The sequence below is a fragment of the Variovorax sp. UC122_21 genome, assembly GCF_044056785.1.
Classification (GTDB): domain Bacteria; phylum Pseudomonadota; class Gammaproteobacteria; order Burkholderiales; family Burkholderiaceae_C; genus Variovorax.
Genome location: NZ_CP172003.1, coordinates 1,156,923 through 1,173,401, shown reverse-complemented (window position 1 = coordinate 1,173,401; position 16,479 = coordinate 1,156,923). Strand labels below are relative to the sequence as shown.

General features: G+C 62.0%; 17 protein-coding genes and 2 pseudogenes. 16 read left to right on the top strand and 3 right to left on the bottom strand.

Annotated features, from left to right (window positions below; all coding sequences use genetic code 11):
- Positions 1-78: 78 nt before the first annotated feature.
- On the bottom strand, positions 79-447 hold the full coding sequence (locus ACHMXE_RS05975; protein WP_395347276.1) for a helix-turn-helix domain-containing protein: 369 nt from the start codon (positions 445-447) through the stop codon (positions 79-81).
- Positions 440-1,807 carry a type II toxin-antitoxin system HipA family toxin gene (locus tag ACHMXE_RS05970; protein ID WP_395347275.1) on the bottom strand — a complete coding sequence of 456 codons (1,368 nt, stop codon included), beginning with the start codon at positions 1,805-1,807 and terminating at the stop codon, positions 440-442. The genes ACHMXE_RS05975 and ACHMXE_RS05970 overlap by 8 nt, the downstream gene beginning before the upstream one ends.
- Before the next feature lie 466 nt (positions 1,808-2,273).
- On the opposite strand from ACHMXE_RS05970, the gene ACHMXE_RS05965 reads away from it, so the two are divergent.
- From ACHMXE_RS05965 to ACHMXE_RS05955, 3 genes and pseudogenes are all read left to right on the top strand, one after another.
- Positions 2,274-2,477, top strand: coding sequence for a type II toxin-antitoxin system VapB family antitoxin (locus ACHMXE_RS05965; protein ID WP_203208463.1), 204 nt, complete (start codon positions 2,274-2,276; stop codon positions 2,475-2,477).
- A pseudogene (locus ACHMXE_RS05960) lies at positions 2,474-2,855 on the top strand (type II toxin-antitoxin system VapC family toxin). Before ACHMXE_RS05965 ends, ACHMXE_RS05960 begins: the two are co-directional and overlap by 4 nt.
- Before the next feature lie 72 nt (positions 2,856-2,927).
- The gene (locus ACHMXE_RS05955) at positions 2,928-3,533 is read left to right on the top strand and encodes an enoyl-CoA hydratase/isomerase family protein (protein ID WP_395347274.1); all 606 of its coding nucleotides are present in this window, start codon (positions 2,928-2,930) and stop codon (positions 3,531-3,533) included.
- A 180-nt stretch (positions 3,534-3,713) separates the two neighbouring features.
- On the opposite strand, the gene ACHMXE_RS05950 is transcribed toward ACHMXE_RS05955, so the two are convergent.
- Entirely contained in the window at positions 3,714-4,601 is an 888-nt protein-coding gene (locus ACHMXE_RS05950) for a LysR family transcriptional regulator (protein ID WP_203208295.1), read from the bottom strand.
- A gap of 201 nt (positions 4,602-4,802) precedes the next feature.
- Between ACHMXE_RS05950 and ACHMXE_RS05945 the strand changes: the two genes are divergently transcribed.
- The 13 genes and pseudogenes from ACHMXE_RS05945 (at position 4,803) to ACHMXE_RS05885 (ending at position 16,374) form a co-directional block, all read left to right on the top strand.
- Entirely contained in the window at positions 4,803-5,864 is a 1,062-nt protein-coding gene (locus ACHMXE_RS05945) for an aldo/keto reductase (RefSeq protein ID WP_395347444.1), read from the top strand.
- A 435-nt stretch (positions 5,865-6,299) separates the two neighbouring features.
- Positions 6,300-7,763, top strand: coding sequence for an aldehyde dehydrogenase (locus tag ACHMXE_RS05940; RefSeq protein ID WP_395347273.1), 1,464 nt, complete (start codon positions 6,300-6,302; stop codon positions 7,761-7,763).
- A 7-nt stretch (positions 7,764-7,770) separates the two neighbouring features.
- Positions 7,771-8,097 (top strand): annotated as a pseudogene (locus ACHMXE_RS05935) (ATP-binding cassette domain-containing protein); the annotation flags it as partial.
- Between the two features lie 82 nt (positions 8,098-8,179).
- A complete protein-coding gene (locus ACHMXE_RS05930) occupies positions 8,180-8,596 on the top strand; it encodes an ABC transporter ATP-binding protein (protein ID WP_395347272.1) in 417 nt (138 codons plus the stop codon).
- Positions 8,593-9,384 (top strand): ABC transporter ATP-binding protein, encoded by a 792-nt coding sequence (locus tag ACHMXE_RS05925; protein ID WP_395347271.1) that lies wholly within the window; start codon positions 8,593-8,595, stop codon positions 9,382-9,384. Before ACHMXE_RS05930 ends, ACHMXE_RS05925 begins: the two co-directional genes overlap by 4 nt.
- 67 nt (positions 9,385-9,451) lie before the next feature.
- Positions 9,452-10,300: a branched-chain amino acid ABC transporter permease gene (locus ACHMXE_RS05920; RefSeq protein ID WP_395347270.1), complete on the top strand. Its 849-nt coding sequence runs from the start codon at positions 9,452-9,454 to the stop codon at positions 10,298-10,300.
- 288 nt (positions 10,301-10,588) lie between these two features.
- Entirely contained in the window at positions 10,589-11,431 is an 843-nt protein-coding gene (locus tag ACHMXE_RS05915; protein WP_395347443.1) for a branched-chain amino acid ABC transporter permease, read from the top strand.
- A 37-nt stretch (positions 11,432-11,468) separates the two neighbouring features.
- On the top strand, positions 11,469-12,713 hold the full coding sequence (locus tag ACHMXE_RS05910; RefSeq protein ID WP_203208301.1) for an ABC transporter substrate-binding protein: 1,245 nt from the start codon (positions 11,469-11,471) through the stop codon (positions 12,711-12,713).
- Between the two features lie 7 nt (positions 12,714-12,720).
- Entirely contained in the window at positions 12,721-13,350 is a 630-nt protein-coding gene (locus tag ACHMXE_RS05905) for an SRPBCC family protein (protein WP_395347269.1), read from the top strand.
- 36 nt (positions 13,351-13,386) lie between these two features.
- The gene (locus ACHMXE_RS05900) at positions 13,387-13,794 is read left to right on the top strand and encodes a Zn-ribbon domain-containing OB-fold protein (protein ID WP_395347268.1); all 408 of its coding nucleotides are present in this window, start codon (positions 13,387-13,389) and stop codon (positions 13,792-13,794) included.
- Positions 13,791-14,945, top strand: coding sequence for a thiolase family protein (locus tag ACHMXE_RS05895; RefSeq protein WP_203208304.1), 1,155 nt, complete (start codon positions 13,791-13,793; stop codon positions 14,943-14,945). The genes ACHMXE_RS05900 and ACHMXE_RS05895 overlap by 4 nt, the downstream gene beginning before the upstream one ends.
- 41 nt (positions 14,946-14,986) lie before the next feature.
- On the top strand, positions 14,987-15,871 hold the full coding sequence (locus ACHMXE_RS05890; RefSeq protein WP_395347266.1) for an FAD binding domain-containing protein: 885 nt from the start codon (positions 14,987-14,989) through the stop codon (positions 15,869-15,871).
- Positions 15,868-16,374 carry a (2Fe-2S)-binding protein gene (locus ACHMXE_RS05885; RefSeq protein WP_395347265.1) on the top strand — a complete coding sequence of 169 codons (507 nt, stop codon included), beginning with the start codon at positions 15,868-15,870 and terminating at the stop codon, positions 16,372-16,374. Before ACHMXE_RS05890 ends, ACHMXE_RS05885 begins: the two co-directional genes overlap by 4 nt.
- Positions 16,375-16,479 lie beyond the last annotated feature (105 nt).

The following is a 16,479-nucleotide window of genomic DNA, read 5'->3' as shown; positions in this document are numbered from 1 at the left end:
CCTTTCTGACTTGGGCCTCTCCTCGCCAGAGGTGGCGCGAATCCGACTCGCAGGAGCTGATCAACTGCCACGTTGACTTCATTCACGATGCTCGATTGAAGCAGATAGCGGCGATTGCTTTGTAGGCTCCGAAAGATCATTTTCAAGTTGCTGCCAAGAAATGCTGGAGTCGGTCTTGGGCACGAAGCCGACCTGCAACCCGAAGATGCTCGCGATCTTCCCCAGCGTGTCGATGGTCGGATTGGTCTTGTCGCTCTCGATGAGCCGAAGACTCTGGACGCTGAGCCCTCGATGCTTGGCGAATTCTGGTTGGGTCAGGCGGCTGATCCGCCGCATGGCAGCCACGGCCTGTCCCACAGACATTCGCCCCGCCGCCATGGCGTCGTAGATCTCTTGACGCAGCTTGCGCTCGTGTGAGAGGTCCGGCGCTTTGCGTCGCTTATCCACGAGGCTTGCTCCGTGCGGTTCTGGGCAGAAGATCGCGCAAGGCGTCCAACTGCAATGCCTGCGCATCGATACTGCCGCGGCATGCCTCGATGACCGCCTGCTCCACGCCGCATTCCCTGGCCGTATCAGCCAGCGCCGCAACAGTGGGCGCAAAGGCATGGAGCGCATGTGCGATGCGCGCTCTCTCCTGGTCGCTCACTTGAAGCGTTTCTATGACTTCGCTCCAGCTGCGCTGAAGTTTTCCAGCATCGTCGCGCCAGTGACAGCCTCGCGCCACGACCTCCGGATCGAGGAACATGGGGGCGAAGTCGAAGAGGGGTGTCAGCCGAACGGTGCCGTCGACCAGGCGCTGCACGGCTGTGTTGCGTGCATGGTTGTCGGTGTTGCGCATGGCCAGATTCAGCACGTCGCGTCGAATGAATTCCACAGTTTCCGTGAACGGGTCTGACACGACCGAGCGCAAGCCTGAGAGCAGGAAGTGCTGGCTCTTGGGCAAACCGAAACCCCTCAAGTCACAGATGCTTGCGAGGCTTTCCTGGTGCAGTCGTTTCACTTGACCGTCGACGACGACCCGATCGAAACGGCGTACGAACAGGACCTCGCCTTGAAGTTGCGGCGTGCTCGACATTCGCAACCCACACGCAGCAGCGAGACGAAGGTAACCGGCCTCATTGCGAAGGACGGTGCGGTCTGCCTCGCTTCTTCCTCGGGGTAACTTGAGCAACCAGTGTGTGGTGGCGCGTTCGTCGGGCAGTGCCATGTCTGCGAACCAGCGCCCGGCTTCGTCGGTCGTCAGCAGGAACTTCGGGGCGACACCCTGCACGCCGGTGGTGCCTGCGGCAAGCATGGCATGCAGGGACAGATGCTCGAGAAATTCCTCGCTGTGGTTCAGAACGTCTTCCATGGAAAAGCCACGTTGTGCGCCAGGATCAGCGTCGCGTGCGGCCTCCTCGCGGAAGAATTCCATTGCGCTTTCGAATCGCAGACAACCGATCGGATTGAAAGCACCGTTCATGACGAGCGGCAGCAACATGTTTTCGGCGTCTGCCAGACCCAGCCTGTCCAGCAGATACCTGCGGCCTCTGCCTTGTGCCACCAAGTCATAGACAAAGGCCGGCGGGCGGCGATCCGGCTCGCGGCCTGTAAGGCCCTCCACGAATCGGTCGGCTTCGATGCCCACAGGCAGACCCAACGCAACCGGCTGCGGATTCTCCTCGCTGAAAACGTACTCAGGCAGGTACTCGAAACGGCAGCGATCTGCTCCCAACGCCTGGATCGTGGCGGCGGCTTGCCATCGGCCGTTCGCATGCACTTCGATGGTCGTACCGCGGGCAGCAGATAAAAAGGAGAATTCCTGCATATTAACCATCATGATGGTTAAAGTCTCGAATTTGTCAAATCGATTTGACCACTATAGTGGCGAAAATATGCGTCTATGTCGCCAAGCGAGAGCTGCGAAGATTTTGGGTGATCGGCAGCGTTTCAATCCTTTTCGCAGGGAGGGCCTGACGCAGCTCCGCCGCTTGGGGCTTTTTGGAAGCCCCTCTGGGCTGTTTGGCATCCATGTGCACCCTTTTTCCTCCGATTCTTCGTCTGCAGGGCACGGTCGACACGTCGGGGAACACATCGGCGCATTGAAGGTGCGACACCCATGTGCAGGTCGGCGACCACGCGTCGCTGGCGCGGCTCTCACTGGCTAAGCTTGGTGGCCCTGACCAACCGCGGGAATACAACCCCTGCTGCCGTGAGCTCAAGCACGTCCGCCCAGTTGCTTGCATCAAATGCGATGCTAAAATGCATCAAATTTGATGAAAAAGGGGTTCGCTATGAGAACAACGGTAACGATTGACGACGCGTTGTATGAAGAGGCGCTAAAAGTTGCGGACCCAAGCATGGACAAGGCGGATCTATTCAGGGAAGCGATCAAGACTTTTGTACGGGTCCAGTCGGCGAAGCGGCTCGCGGCGCTTGGAGGGCGGATGCCTGAGATGCCCGACATTCCTCGTCGCCGCGAAGGCACCGGCTCATGACGCTGGTGTTGGTTGATACCTCGGTTTGGGTTGATCATTTTCGCGCGCGGAACTCCACCTTGGAGCAGCTGCTCGGGCTTGACCAAGTATTGATTCATCCGATGGTGATAGGGGAGCTTGCATGCGGTACACCGCCAGCGCGTACCCAGACGCTCGGATATCTGCATCACCTGCAACATGTGCAGCAAGCCAGCCTGCGCGAAGTGCTCCTCTTCATCGAAAAAGAGCGTCTCTTTGGATTGGGGTGTGGCCTCGTGGACCTGACCCTTGTGGCATCGACGCTGATGACGCCTGGCGCCGAACTGTGGTCTCTACGACAAGCGCCTGAACGATATGACGCAAAGGTTTGCGGTCGGGTACCGACCCGCTGTCCATTGAACGTTGGATTTCCAACATCCCGTGGGGTGCGGATGCGATCGCTGATGAAGAGGCGTCGGATTCGACAGATCGTTGAGCGATGCCCGTTGGGCGGCCCTGCACGATAGGCAGTGTGCTCGTTGCCCCCTTGGTTCCGTCGTTGACTCGCCATGGCGCATCGGCTACCTGACGCAGCTCGCGGAACCCGAGCGACTGGAAGAGGAGGTCGGTGCCCTGGTGCGCGACTGCGCATCGATGGCGCCGATCGCGCTGACCGGCATGAAGCATCACCTCAACCGCATCGCGCGCGGCACGCTCGACCCGCAGGCGCTCGACGCGAGCATCCGCAGCGCCTACCTCTCGGAAGATCTGCGCGAGGGGCAATCGGCCTGGGCGCAGAGAGAGCTGCGAAGTTCCAGGGGAAATAGAGAGCAGCGCTCTGGAAACCATGGCCTCGAGTGCGGCCGCTGCCGACTCAGTGTGATGTGCTTCTGCTTCATGATGGGGGCACTGCAGCATGGGCATACGCCGGTATATATCGTTCACTCCCGGCACGCGTTCGATCATCCCCAGGTGGACATGGCCATGACTCGATCTAAGTGCAAATTTATTGCGAAATCCCAGGCCGAGGTCACAAGGCCGCTTCGGTCGATCCGACTGCTGAGAGAAGTCGAGTTTCGCCTCAGGCGCCGCGATTGATCTCGCAGCATGCAATGGAAATGCTCCGTCACAGCACCCTGAGGCCGGCGTCAAGAGCGGATGTCGGCTTGAGAGGATCGCGCGGATCTCCCTAAGCTCGCGCAGCCACCGCGACAGCGCATCGCGAGCTCGGTCGGAAGACGGCGTTACACGCAGCAAGCTCGTCCGGTAGGCGTTCATTCATTCATACGTCGAAAGGGTTGGGTCTCGATTGACAACCTCTTCGGCCAGAAAGTCGCTGACTGCGCGCACTTTCAGCGAATCGGCGAGATCGGCATGGATGACCAACCAAACATCGTTGCTGAACAGTTGCTCTGCGGGTATGACCTGAACAAAACCTTCCCGCGCGGCGAGAAAATCCGGAATGACAGCCAATCCTAATCCTGCGCGAACTGCCGCGATCTGCGACGGCAAGTTGTTCGTGACCAGCGCAATCTTGCAGCCTGGGTGCTCGCGTGCGAGCCAGACAGCGGCAGGCAAGTGCGCGTGGCCGGCATCCCAAGTCACAAATTGACGACCTGCTAGCGGCAGACCCTCAACAGGCGGGTTCTCTTCGAGGTAGCTGCGGGTCGCATAGACGGAATAGGTCATGTGGCCCACACGTCTGACCTTGAGATTTCCCCTGCTCGGCCTGGTTACACGCAATGCGATGTCTGCCTCTCGGCGACCGAGCGCAGTAGTCGCAGTCCCGGTGATGATCTCCAGGCAGATGCCCGGATACCGCTTGCGAAGCGCAGGCATGGCGGGGATGACAAGGTCAGTGGCAAAGTTTTCCGATGTCGCGATGCGAACCGTTCCTGTAGGAGATCCATCGAGGCCAGCTGCGTTGCGCTCCAACGCAAGAACCTCGTCTTCGACCTGCTTAGCGTGCTTCAGTATCTCAAGCCCTCCATCCGTGAGCAAATAGCCTGTCTGATGGCGCACGAAAACGCTGAAGCCGAGACTTGACTCCAACTCTCCGATGCGCCGACTCACAGTGGATTGACTCACCGCGAGCTCGAGCGCGGCCTGTGTGAGGCTGCCGGTGCGGGATACAGCCAGAAAGTACTTCAGGTCGTTCCAGTCCATGCGATTTCTTGTGATTTGTTAGAGCTCTTGAACAGCGTTAAGGGTGAACCAGGCCCCTACCCGCTATGCCCGATCGACGCTGCAAAAACAGAAAACGATATTGCATCTTTGGCTCTTCTCGTCTTGATCGAGCAGGTCGACACTGGCCCAGCGCTGGCATTTCCTTGCCTTCACACAACGCAAAACTTCTTCAAATTCATCATGAAGTATCGAACTCTTGGAAACACTGGGTTGCTCGTCTCGCAGCTTTGCCTTGGAACCATGACTTTCAGCGATGGGAGCGGCGTCTATAAGCACATCGGGAACGTGGGCCAAGAAGGTGCAGATGAGCTCGTCAAAGCGAGCTATGAATCGGGCATCAATTTCTTCGACACCGCCGATGTGTACTCTGCAGGTGAGAGCGAGCGCACGTTGGGACAAGCATTCAGGAATCTTGGCATCGCGCGCAAGGACTATGTGCTTGCGACCAAAGTGTACAGCCGCGTCGGCAAGGGCCGAAACGATGTTGGCGCTTCTCGCGGCCACATCATGGACGCTGTGGAAGGTAGCCTTAAACGGCTGCAAACGGACTACATCGATCTTTACCAGATTCACGCAAGCGACAGCCTCACACCCATCGAGGAGACGCTGCGCGCGTTGGACGATCTGGTGCGACAAGGCAAGGTTCGCTACCTGGGCGTCTCGAACTGGCAAGCCTGGCGCATCGCAACTGCGCTTGGAATCTCGGCCCGCCTTCATCTTTCGCGTTTCAATACGCTTCAGGCCTACTACTCACTGGCCGGCCGAGATCTAGAGCGCGAGCTCGCTCCGCTTCTCGCGGAGGAAAAAATGGGCCTGCTCGTCTGGAGTCCACTCGCAGGTGGCCTTCTGTCCGGGAAGTTCAGCCGCGACGAGCAGTCGCCAGAGGATTCCCGACGCGCCGAGTTCGACTTTCCCGTCGTGGACAAAGAGCGTGCATGGAGGGTGATTGACACGCTGCGCCCGATCGCGGCTGCGCACGGGTGCAGTGTGGCGAGAGTCGCCTTGGCTTGGCTCCTGTCCAAAGCGGTGGTGACCTCTGTTCTGGTTGGCGCCAAGCGGCTCAGCCAGCTCGAGGACAACATTGCAGCCACCACGCTAACGCTCAGCGAGGAGGAGATCCGCCAACTCGACGCGGTCAGCGAACTGCCGCTCGAATATCCGGGCTGGATGCTTGCTACACAAGGTGCTGATCGGCTCGGTCCTGTTGACCTTTGGGCCGGGAAGACTGCTTCAGTTTCCTGAAGCACGGATCGGGCGCGGCAACAAGCAGTTGCATGTGCCGCGCAATGCGGTTTGCCGCGCTCGCCTTGTGGTTGGCCGCCGGAGCGCACGGCCAACGTAGCGCGAGGCACTGCCGAGCGCGCAAGCACCGGACACGATTCCTCTCCCGAAGCTGGGGCCGCTCAATTGCTGCCGGCAGCCCGAGGCTGCCTGGCATGGAAGTTGTCTTCCCGAGCCATTGACTCATTGAATTTTTAGCAATGAGCAGGACGAATGAGGCGACGCGCGTCATGAATTCGTGATGCGAGTCTCTCCATGTCGCAGCATCGGCAACTTCCGTTTAACGGAATCGACTTCCGGGTTTCGCCTCTCATTTGCAGGCGTGGCCGCGACTTCTAATTCTGTTAATCAGTAGTCGCTTCCGTTGATCGGAATGCAAAAAACGAAAGAGACACCATGCTTGAGACCTTCGACATGTGGATCAACGGTCAGGCCACGCCGGGTACCGGCGGCTGGATCGAAAGCCTGAATCCATATACCCAGCAGCCCTGGGCCCGAGTGCCAGATGCTTCCCCGAAGGACGTCGCCGCTGCTGTGGGGGCCGCGGCTGATGCCTTTGCCCGCGGTGCTTGGCCTGCTACCACACCGCAGCAACGCGCGGGCTTGTTGCGCAAGCTGGGCGATCTGGTGGCACGCGATGCCGAGAAGATGGCGTTGCTGGAGAGCCGGGACAACGGCAAGCTCTACAAGGAAATGCTGGCGCAATGGCGCTACATCCCCGAGTGGTTCTATTTCCATGCGGGGCAGGCCGTACAGCCATGGGGCGATGTCCTGCCCAGCGACCGGCCGAACTTTATGGCATTCACGCGACGAGAGCCGGTGGGAGTGGTCGCTGCCATCACACCCTGGAATTCGCCGGGTCTGCTGATGGTGTGGAAATTGGCACCTGCCCTGGCGGCGGGTTGCACTTTTGTCGTGAAGCCATCGGAATACACACCGGTCTCCACATTGGTGTTCGCCAGGCTGGTGGAAGAGGCGGGCGTTCCACCCGGTGTGTTCAACGTGGTGACCGGCGGTGCCGAGGTCGGCCGCGCGCTGGTAACCGACCCTCGCGTGAACAAGGTGGCGTTTACCGGCTCCGATGGAGTGGGTGCTGCGATCGCCCAGTCGGTGGCGAGTGGCTTCAAACGAATCACGCTCGAGCTGGGAGGCAAATCGGCGCAGGTGGTCTTTGGCGATTGCGAGATACCTGCCACGGTCAACGGCATCATGAGCGGAGTCTTCGCGGCCACGGGCCAAAGCTGCATGGCTGGCTCGCGGCTCATCGTGCATCGCAGCGTGCAACAGGCGATCGTCGATGCGCTGGTGGCGCGCGCCGCCACCATCCGCTTGGGCGACCCGATGGATCCGGCAACCGAGATGGGGCCGGCGGCCACGGCCGCCCAGCACCAGAAGATTCTCTCGATGGTGGAGACGGCGAAATCGCAGGGCGCGAAAGTCGCTTGTGGCGGGGTCGCCGGCGAAGCAGGAGGCTTCTTCGTGCGGCCCACGGTGCTCACGGACGTCACACAGGACATGCGCATTGCGCAGGAGGAAGTTTTTGGTCCCGTGCTAGCCGTGATGCCTTTTGACACGGAGGACGAGGCGGTGGCGTTGGCCAACGGCACCGACTACGGGCTGGCAGCGGGCATATGGACCACCGATGTGCGCCTGGCCCACCGCATGGCCGCCAAGTTGCGCGCGGGAACCGTATGGATCAATGCCTACCGCGTGGCCGCGCCATTCGCCCCTTTCGGCGGATTTGGCCACAGCGGGATAGGCCGAGAAAACGGGCGCGAAGGCATGCTCGATTTCCTCGAGACCAAAACGGTCTGGATCGAGTTGTCGGGCGCCACGCGCGATCCATTCACCATTGGTTGAGTCGGACATGCAAACCGGTAGCTCCAAGGCGCCGCCACTGTTGGAGGTGTGCGATCTCAGCGTGCGCTATGGCAGCGGCTCGCGCGCGCTGACGGACGTTTCGTACTCCCTCGCGGCCGGTGAGATCGTCGCCATTCTCGGACCCAATGGCGCGGGCAAGACCACGGTGCTGCGTGCCGTCTCCGGGCTGCTTCCCGTGCACCATGGTCAGGTCGAATCCGGCAGCCTTCGCTTCGATGGCCACGCGATGGAACGACTGAATGCCGCCGGGCGCGTGCGACAAGGTCTGGCGCAAGTCATGGAAGGCCGCCGGATCTTCGGTGAGATGACCGTGGCCGAGAATCTCATGGCGGGTGCTCACACCCGTCCGCGCGTCGGCGCCAGGCGTGCCGAACTCAAAAGACACGCTGGATCGCGTGCTCGACTACTTCCCAATTCTGAAGCAGCGCCTCGATGCCATCGCCGGTTATCTCTCCGGCGGCGAGCAGCAGATGCTGGCGATTGGTCGTGCGCTCATGGCCGCACCGCGCCTTCTCTTGCTCGACGAGCCATCGCTTGGCGTGGCACCGAAGATCGTGGCGCAGATCTCAGAGATCCTGCTGCGCATCAACCAGAGCGGCGTCAGTGTGCTTCTGGTTGAGCAGAATGCCAGTGTGGCACTTGATCTGTGCCACCACGCCTTGGTGCTTGAGAATGGTCGGGTGGCTGTGAGTGGAACGGCCGGCGTCTTGCAAAGCGACCCTCGCGTGCGTGAGATCTACCTTGGCATGTCGGGCCAGGGGCGCCGCAGCTTTCGGGTGGCCGATGCGGTCGCAGCTGGGGGCGTTGCATGAGCGGGCTCGAGGCTGCACAGCGCGTGCTCGATGTGCAAGGTCTGTCATTGGCGTTCGGTGGCGTGCAGGCGCTGGCCGACGTGAGCTTCGACGTGAAGGCTTCGGAGCTGCTGGCCATCATCGGACCCAATGGCGCCGGCAAGTCGTCTCTCTTCAACTGCCTCTCGTCCATCTATGCCCCGCAGAGGGGGAGCATCCGGTTGAACGGTCATGAATTGGTGGGTCGCCCCACGTCCTATGGCGTAAGCCTGGGCTTGGGGCGAACGTTCCAGAACCTGGGCCTGTTCGACAACGCGGATGTGGAAACCAACTTGATGCTGGGCCGGCATCCCTTGATGAAGACCGGCTTTCTCTCGGCGGCGCTATGGCGTGGGAAGGCCCGCGACGAGGAAATCGCTCACCGCGAACGCGTGGACGAATTGGTCGACCTGCTCAAGCTGCGTGAGGCTTGCGGGCGTCCCGTCGGTCTTCTGCCTTACGGCACGCGCAAGCTCGTGGAGCTCGGCCGCGCGCTCGCCATGGAGCCGAGCGTGTTGCTGATGGATGAGCCAGTGGCTGGCATGAACCGTGAAGAGCGCGACCACATGGCGCTGACGATCCATCAGGTGCGTCAGGTGCCGGGAACCACGATCGTGCTCGTCGAGCACGACGTCGGGTTCGTGATGGATCTGGCCGATCGCGTGATGGTGCTCGAGTTTGGTCGAGTGATTCAGTTCGGCGACCCGGACACCGTGCGCAACGACCCGCGCGTGATCGAGGCTTACCTCGGTGCGGCGGCGCATCAATGACCGATCGGGACGCACAGCATGATTGATTTTTTTCAAATTCTCTTCGCGGGCTTCGCGCAGGGGGACGATGTACGCGCTCATCGCCATCGGCTTCGTCATCGTCTACAAGGCCACCGGCGTGCTGAACTTCACGACCGGCGGCCTGCTCATGTTTGGCGCCTACCTGGCACACCATGCGGTGGGTGGATGGGGCCTTCATTTCGGGCTGGCCTTGCTGTTAGGAGCGTTCGCCACCGGCGGGGTTGGGATACTGGTGCAGACCCTCGTGCTGTCGCGGATGGCTGGAAAGCCGCACTTCACCCTGATCATGCTGACGTGGGCGGTGCTCATCGTGCTCGAGCAGATTCCGCCGGCAATCTGGGGCTACGACGTGCTCACGATGGGCGATCCCTGGGGTATCTCGATGACCTCGATCGGCCCACTATCAGTGTTCACCATCGACCTCTGGGCGGTGCTGCTTGCAGTGGCGATCGTCGTCGCGCTGTATCTTTTCTTCCGCTTTTCCCGTCTTGGGATCGCCATGCGGGCCACGGCGATCGATCGCGAAGCGGCCATGGCCCAGGGCATTTCGCCCAACACGGTCTTCAACACGGCCTGGTGCCTTGCTGGCGCGGTCGCCGGCGTCGCCGGCATCTTCCTGGGGGGTGGGGCTCGCGTGGTGAGCCCCGAGCTGTCGCTGATCGCGCTGGCCGCCATTCCCGCTGTGATCGTCGGTGGCCTGGAGAGTCCGGCCGGTGCTGTGCTTGGAGGCGTTCTGATCGGCATCGCCGAGGTGCTCACCGCGTACTACGTCCCGGTGTACGCGCCATGGCTAGGCAAGAACTTTCACCTGGTCATGCCCTACATCGTGCTGATCGCCATTCTGTTGGTGCGGCCGTATGGGCTGCTTGGAACGCGCAGCGTGCGCAGAGGCTGACATGAGCACCACCCCTCCTTCTTCGCGCTCTTGGGTTGATTGGACCGACTCCACTCGTGCGATCCATCGGGCGGCCATCGTGCATCGACTCGATCTGCTGGGTCATCCGCTGCGCTGGCTCTTGATGATCGGGCTGCTGGTGGCTTGGTTCGCGCTACCTCTGGTGCTGACCGGCTTTCTTCTGAAGTTGTATGTGTACATCGGCATCGCCGCCATCGCCGCAATGGGCTTGAACCTTCTCTCCGGCAATGCGGGCAGGTGTCGCTGGGCCATCCATTTTTCATCGGCATGGGTGCCTACTGCGCAGCCGTGGTCGGCGGGGATTGGGGCTTGCCGCTGCCGGTCTGGCTGGCCGCCTGCGCGCTCCTGGGCGGTGCCGTGGGCGCGGCCACGGGACCTTTCGCGCTGCGCCTTCGCGGCAACTATCTCGTGATGGTAACCATCGCGCTGGTCTTCATCGGTCTGCACATCTTCAACAATTGGTCATCGGTGACTGGCGGAGTGGGCGGTCGTGCGATCACGCCGACGCTGGCGATCCTGGGTTGGGACATGGGCGATCCGACGCTGAAGGACAGGCGCTTCGCGTGGGTTGTCTGGCCAATGGTGGCGGTGGTCGGGCTGGGTTTGGTGAACATCTTGCGGTCAAGGCCTGGACGCGCGCTGCAAGCCATCCGCGATCGCGACCTCACGGCCGAGGTGCTGGGTATCGACATCCCACGCTACAAGGTGGCCGCGTTTGCCATGTCGAGCATGCTGGCCGCGTTCAGCGGCGGGCTTTACGGCGCCTACGTAGGCTTCGCAAGTCCTGCGGAATGGACCTTGGTGCTCTCCATCCAATACCTCGCCATGATCATCGTCGGAGGTGTGGGCAGCGTGCTTGGCTCCATCGTTGGCGCGGCCGTGATCATCAGTCTGCCGCACGCCACGCAGGCCATCCTCGGGGTGATACCCAACACCGGGCGCATCGTGTCGCAAATGCCGGGTGACGGCGGGTTGATCTCAGTCTTCGCCCTGATCCAGGTTCTCTTCGGTGTGCTCATCGTCATATTCCTGACGGTCGCGCCCCGTGGCCTGTCCGCGCTGTTAGGCGGCCTCTGGCGCCGCCTCGAGCAACGCGTACGTGGCAGTTGACTTCGGCCTTCCTTCTATCAAATCACTGGAGACATTCATGACCAAAGCATTTGCCTGCCGCCTCGCCGCGACGGCCGTGCCGGTTTTCGCGCTGCTGTGCGGCCCCGCCCTCGCCGATCCCAAGCCCGCCCCGGGCTTCGACGGCCAGACCATCAGCGTTGGCTACATCGGCCCTCTCACCGGGCCCGTGGCGGTACTCGGGCAACCTGTGCTCACGGGGATGCAAGTGTGGTTCGATGGCGTGAATGCGAATGGTGGCATCGCGCGGAAGTACAAGGTGAAGGTTCTGACAGAGGATCATCAGAACACCGAGAGTCAGGCGGTGCAGCGTTACGCCAAGCAAAAAGGCGAGGTGGTGACCGCATCGGTGTTTGGCACGCACACCACCAAAGCCATCCTGCCCGAGCTTCGCCGCGACAAGTTCGTGGTGGCGCCGGGCGGGTTCGAGGGCTTCATGATCAGGGACCCAAATCTGCTGCCTATCGGATCCACGTATGAGTTGATGGCCATCAACTCGGTGGATTACCTGCTGCGAAAGGGCAACAAAAAGGACGCCAACTTTTGCGCCATGGTGCGCGATGACCCGTACGGCCTGGCGGGCCTCAAGGGCTGGAAGTTCGCGCTCGAGAAGAGCGGCAAGAAGGTTGTCGAGACCACGTATTTCGGGCCTCAGGATCGCGACTTCACCGGTCAGATCAATCAGATGAAGAACGCACGATGTGAAGTCGTTCTCGTCACCACGGTGCCGGCCCAGCTCGTCAACATCGTGGGAAGTTCAGCGCGCGCAAGCTACGCTCCGCAGTGGGTGGGCCAGTGGCCGTCGTGGCACGGTTCGCTGCTGGGCACTCCGGCGATCGACTACCTTGAGAAGAATGTGTTGATCGCGGGAGAAGGCGTGGAATGGGCCAGCACCGGCGTGCCGGGCGTGGCACCGATGCTCGATGACCTCAAGCGTTTCCGGCCCGATCAGAAGCCGGATCTCTGGGCCGTGGTGGGCTACAACCAGGCGCGCGCCATGACAGCATTGCTGGAAAAGGCGGTGGCCAACAACGACCTTTCCCGTGAAGGCGTGATGAGGGCACTCACGCAGCTCGGTATGGTGGACAACCTCGGTCTTTCAGGGAACTACACCTACGGACCCATTGCAGGCCGTGCACCGGCCATGGCCGGCTCGGTCTTCAGGATCAATCGCAACAAGCCCTTCGGTCTGGAAAGCCTGGAGAGCAACTACACCTCGCCGATGACGAAGGACTTCGTCTTCGAAGACGTGGCGAAGAAGTGAGCTGTACATGGCATTGACCATCCAGTCCTCCTTCGTGATCGCCGCACCGCCCGCCACTGCCTGGACGATCCTGACGGACATTGAGCGAGCTGCCCCTTGTTTCCCGGGGGCGCAGCTGCTTGGGCGCAACGACGACGGCAGTTGGCGCGCCAGCTTCGGCGTCAAGCTCGGACCTATGAACTTCAGCTTCGCGGGCAAGTTTCACCTCGATGATGTCGACGCGGCGTCCAGCCGCGTGGTCGTGAAAGCGCAGGGTTCAGATACCAAGGGACGTGGCGGCGCGAAAGCCGATGTGAACATGCGTCTCCAGCCGGAGGGTGCCGGCACTCGCGCCGAGATCATTTCCTCGGTTGATCTTTCGGGCGCGGTGGCTCAGTTCGGCCGCGGCGCCGGAATGATCGAGGCCTTGTCGCGCCAATTGATGGACCAGTTCGCCGCCAATCTGCAGCAAAGCATTGGCGAGATACCCAAGACCGAACCCGAGTCACACGGTCCTGCGCAGGCCGGATCGTTGGCCCTGCCCTCAGCTGCAGCGCCACCAGCCGTCGCAAGTCTGGATGCGGGGTCCCTGATGTGGCGGGCCCTGGCAGCGTCCGTCAAGGGCTGGTTCGCGCGCCTCATAGGCCGCCGCTCCTGACGCCGCTTTTTCCACTCCGATATCGACGGACAACCAATGAATCCCCCTTCCGAAACTCTGGCCCCCAACGAGGGGGCGCGTCTGGCCGCCACCGAAGTAATGACGCAGGAGCACGGTCTGGCGTTGCGCGCCAGCCAATGCATGGCCTGCGGCAAATGCACATTTCCGGCCTCCACCATCTGCCCGTTCTGTCTTCATGAGTCGCTGCGGGATCTGCCCCTGGTGGGCAAGGCATCGCTTTACAGCTTTACGCGTGTACACGCTGCCCCGGTCAACTGGCAGACGCCCTACGCGCTCGGTTATGCGGACTTTCCCAACGGGTTGCGTCTGCTCGCGAAGCTCGCCGATGCCACCACCGACTGGCGTGCGGACCAGCCTGTCGTGCTGAAGGTGGTCGCTGCGGGAGAGGGCTTTCGTTATTTCCTGGAAGGAGCCGCGGCATGAGCCACGCCAAACTTCGTGATGTGGCGGTGCTGGGCACCGGCATCATTCCATTCGGCAAGCATCGTGCGGTCTCGGTACCTCACCTAGCCCGTCCCGCCGTCATCGACGCGCTGAAAGAGTCGGGCTTGGTACGCAGCGACATCGAGGCCATGTACTGCGGCTCAGCCCTGTCCGGCATGATGGCAGGCCAGCGCGTGGCACGCGAAACGGGGCTCACGGGCATACCCATCGTCAACAACGAGAACGCATGCTCGTCTGGCGCAACGGCGTTCCGTGAGGCGTTCATCGCAGTCGGCAGCGGTCAGATCGACTATGCCATGGTGGTGGGCGTCGAGAAACTCACGCGCCTCGGTGGCGGCACGCTGCCACTGGACGAAGAAGACATCGAAGTGGCGAATGGCCAGGTGATGCCCGGGCTGTACGCAATGCGCGCGCAGCGCTACCTGCATGACCATGGCCACAGCGCCCGGGACTTGGCGATGGTGGCGGTGAAGTCCCGACGACACGGCGCGCTCACGCCTTATGCGCAGTTCCGTGCCCCAACGACAGTCGAGGAAGTGCTGGCCTCGCGTCCCATCGCCGACCCGCTGACCCTCATGCAGTGCTGTCCCACAGGCGATGGCGCGGCCGCAGTCGTCATCGGGCCGGCCGACGGCGCTCGCTCGGCCCTGCATCCGGCCGTGAAGGTGCGCGGCTCGCATCTGGCTTCGGGGCGCTACCTCAGCGGATTTCGCGATATGACGATTCCAGAGATCACGCTGCGCTGCGCAGGCGAGCTTTACGAGGAGATTGCGCTGGATCCGCGGGACATCGACGTGCTCGAATGCCATGACGCCTTCACCATTGCCGAGCTGCTGTACTACGAAGCGTTGGGGCTCTGCCCGCAAGGCGAAGCGCCGCGCTTGCTGCACGGCGGTGTCACATCGCTGGGAGGGCGCAACGTTGTCAATCCCAGCGGTGGGATGTTGTCCAAAGGGCACCCAGTAGGTGCCAGCGGAACCGCACAGATCGTGGAGATCGTCCGGCAGCTGCAGGGCAGGTGCGACGCGCGGCAGGTGCGGGGCGCGCGACTGGGTCTCACGCACGTCACAGGTGGGGGCACGGCTGGCTTTGACCATGGCGCTTGTTGCATCCACGTCTTCGAGGCTTGAACCCTCGCTTGCACCACCCACCAAGCACTCAAGGATTCCGGATGAAACCCTCTGCATTCGCCTACCACGCGCCGACCACGATTGCCGAAGCCATGGACCTGGCCTCGACGCTGGACAACGCCAAACTCCTGGCTGGGGGGCAGACCCTGATGCCAATGATGAACTTTCGCTTCGTGCAGCCCGACCATGTCATCGATCTCAACACGGTCAGCGAGCTGCAAGGCATCGATCTGCAGAAAGGCAGATTGCAAATCGGCTCGATGACCCGTCAGCGCGACATCGAGCGATCAGAGCTGGTGCGCCGCGTTGCACCTCTGATTCCCGAAGCCTACGAGCTCGTCAGCCATCCGCAGATTCGCAACCGCGGCACGCTGGGTGGCAGCCTGTGCCATCTCGACCCAGCGTCAGAACAGCCCTGCTTCCTGGCCGCACAAGGAGCGGAACTCGTGCTGCGCAGCCAGCGCGGCGAGCGGCGCGTGTCCATGGCCGACTGGGCATTGGGTTATCTGACACCCAACCTTGAGGATGGCGAGGTGCTCGCGCGCATCGACATCGATCTTTGGCCACGTGGACATGGCTGGTCCTTTACCGAGTACGCGCGCCGTCAGGGCGACTACGCCATTGTCGGCGTGGCGGTGCTCGCCTCCTGCGATGCCCACCGACGTATCACCCGATTGGCGGTGGCTTTGTGCGGCATTGCCGCCGGACCCGTACGCCTCTCGGAAGTAGAGGCCGGTGCCCTGGGGCGCGAGGCCAACGAAGCGCTGATAGGGGAGGTAGCGGCGGCGGCACGCGCGCAGGACACCGTGGGCGACGCGCACGTGAGCGCCGAGTACCGACGCCACCTCGCGGGTGTCCTGAGCAGCAGAGCCCTGCGCACCGCCTTCGAGCGGATGCAACCGTCCGAAGATGAAGGAACATCATGAACGAAAAAAGCATTCGCTGCCAGATCAACGGCAAGACCATGGAGCGTAGCGTGGAAGTACGCCGAACGCTCGGTGATTTCCTACGCCATGACTGTGGAATGACCGGCACGCACTATGGTTGCGAGCATGGCGTCTGTGGCGCCTGCACCGTGCTGCTCGACGGGCGAACCGCGCGATCGTGCCTCACGCTCGCCGTGCAGGTCGATGGCCACGAAATCACCACCGTGGAGGGGCTTTCTGCTCCCGACGGAACGCTCTCGGTACTGCAACAGGCCTTTCATGAGTGCCATGCGCTGCAGTGCGGCTTCTGCACGCCCGGCATGCTGGCCACGTTGACCGAATTGCTCGCCGACCACGCGGATCCCAGCGAGGCACAGATCCGCGACGCGCTCACCGGCAACCTGTGCCGCTGCACGGGCTACCAACCGATCGTCGAGGCGGCTCAGTTGGCGGCGCGCCGCCTGCGCGCAACGGCCACGCCGGCCCACCAAGAAGTGAATTGAAGGAGGCTGCGATGGACATCACCGACGCCAAACAGATCGGCACCGGCCACGACTACGTGGGCAAACGCGTGCAACGCACCGAAGATCGGAAGCTGCTGCAAGGCC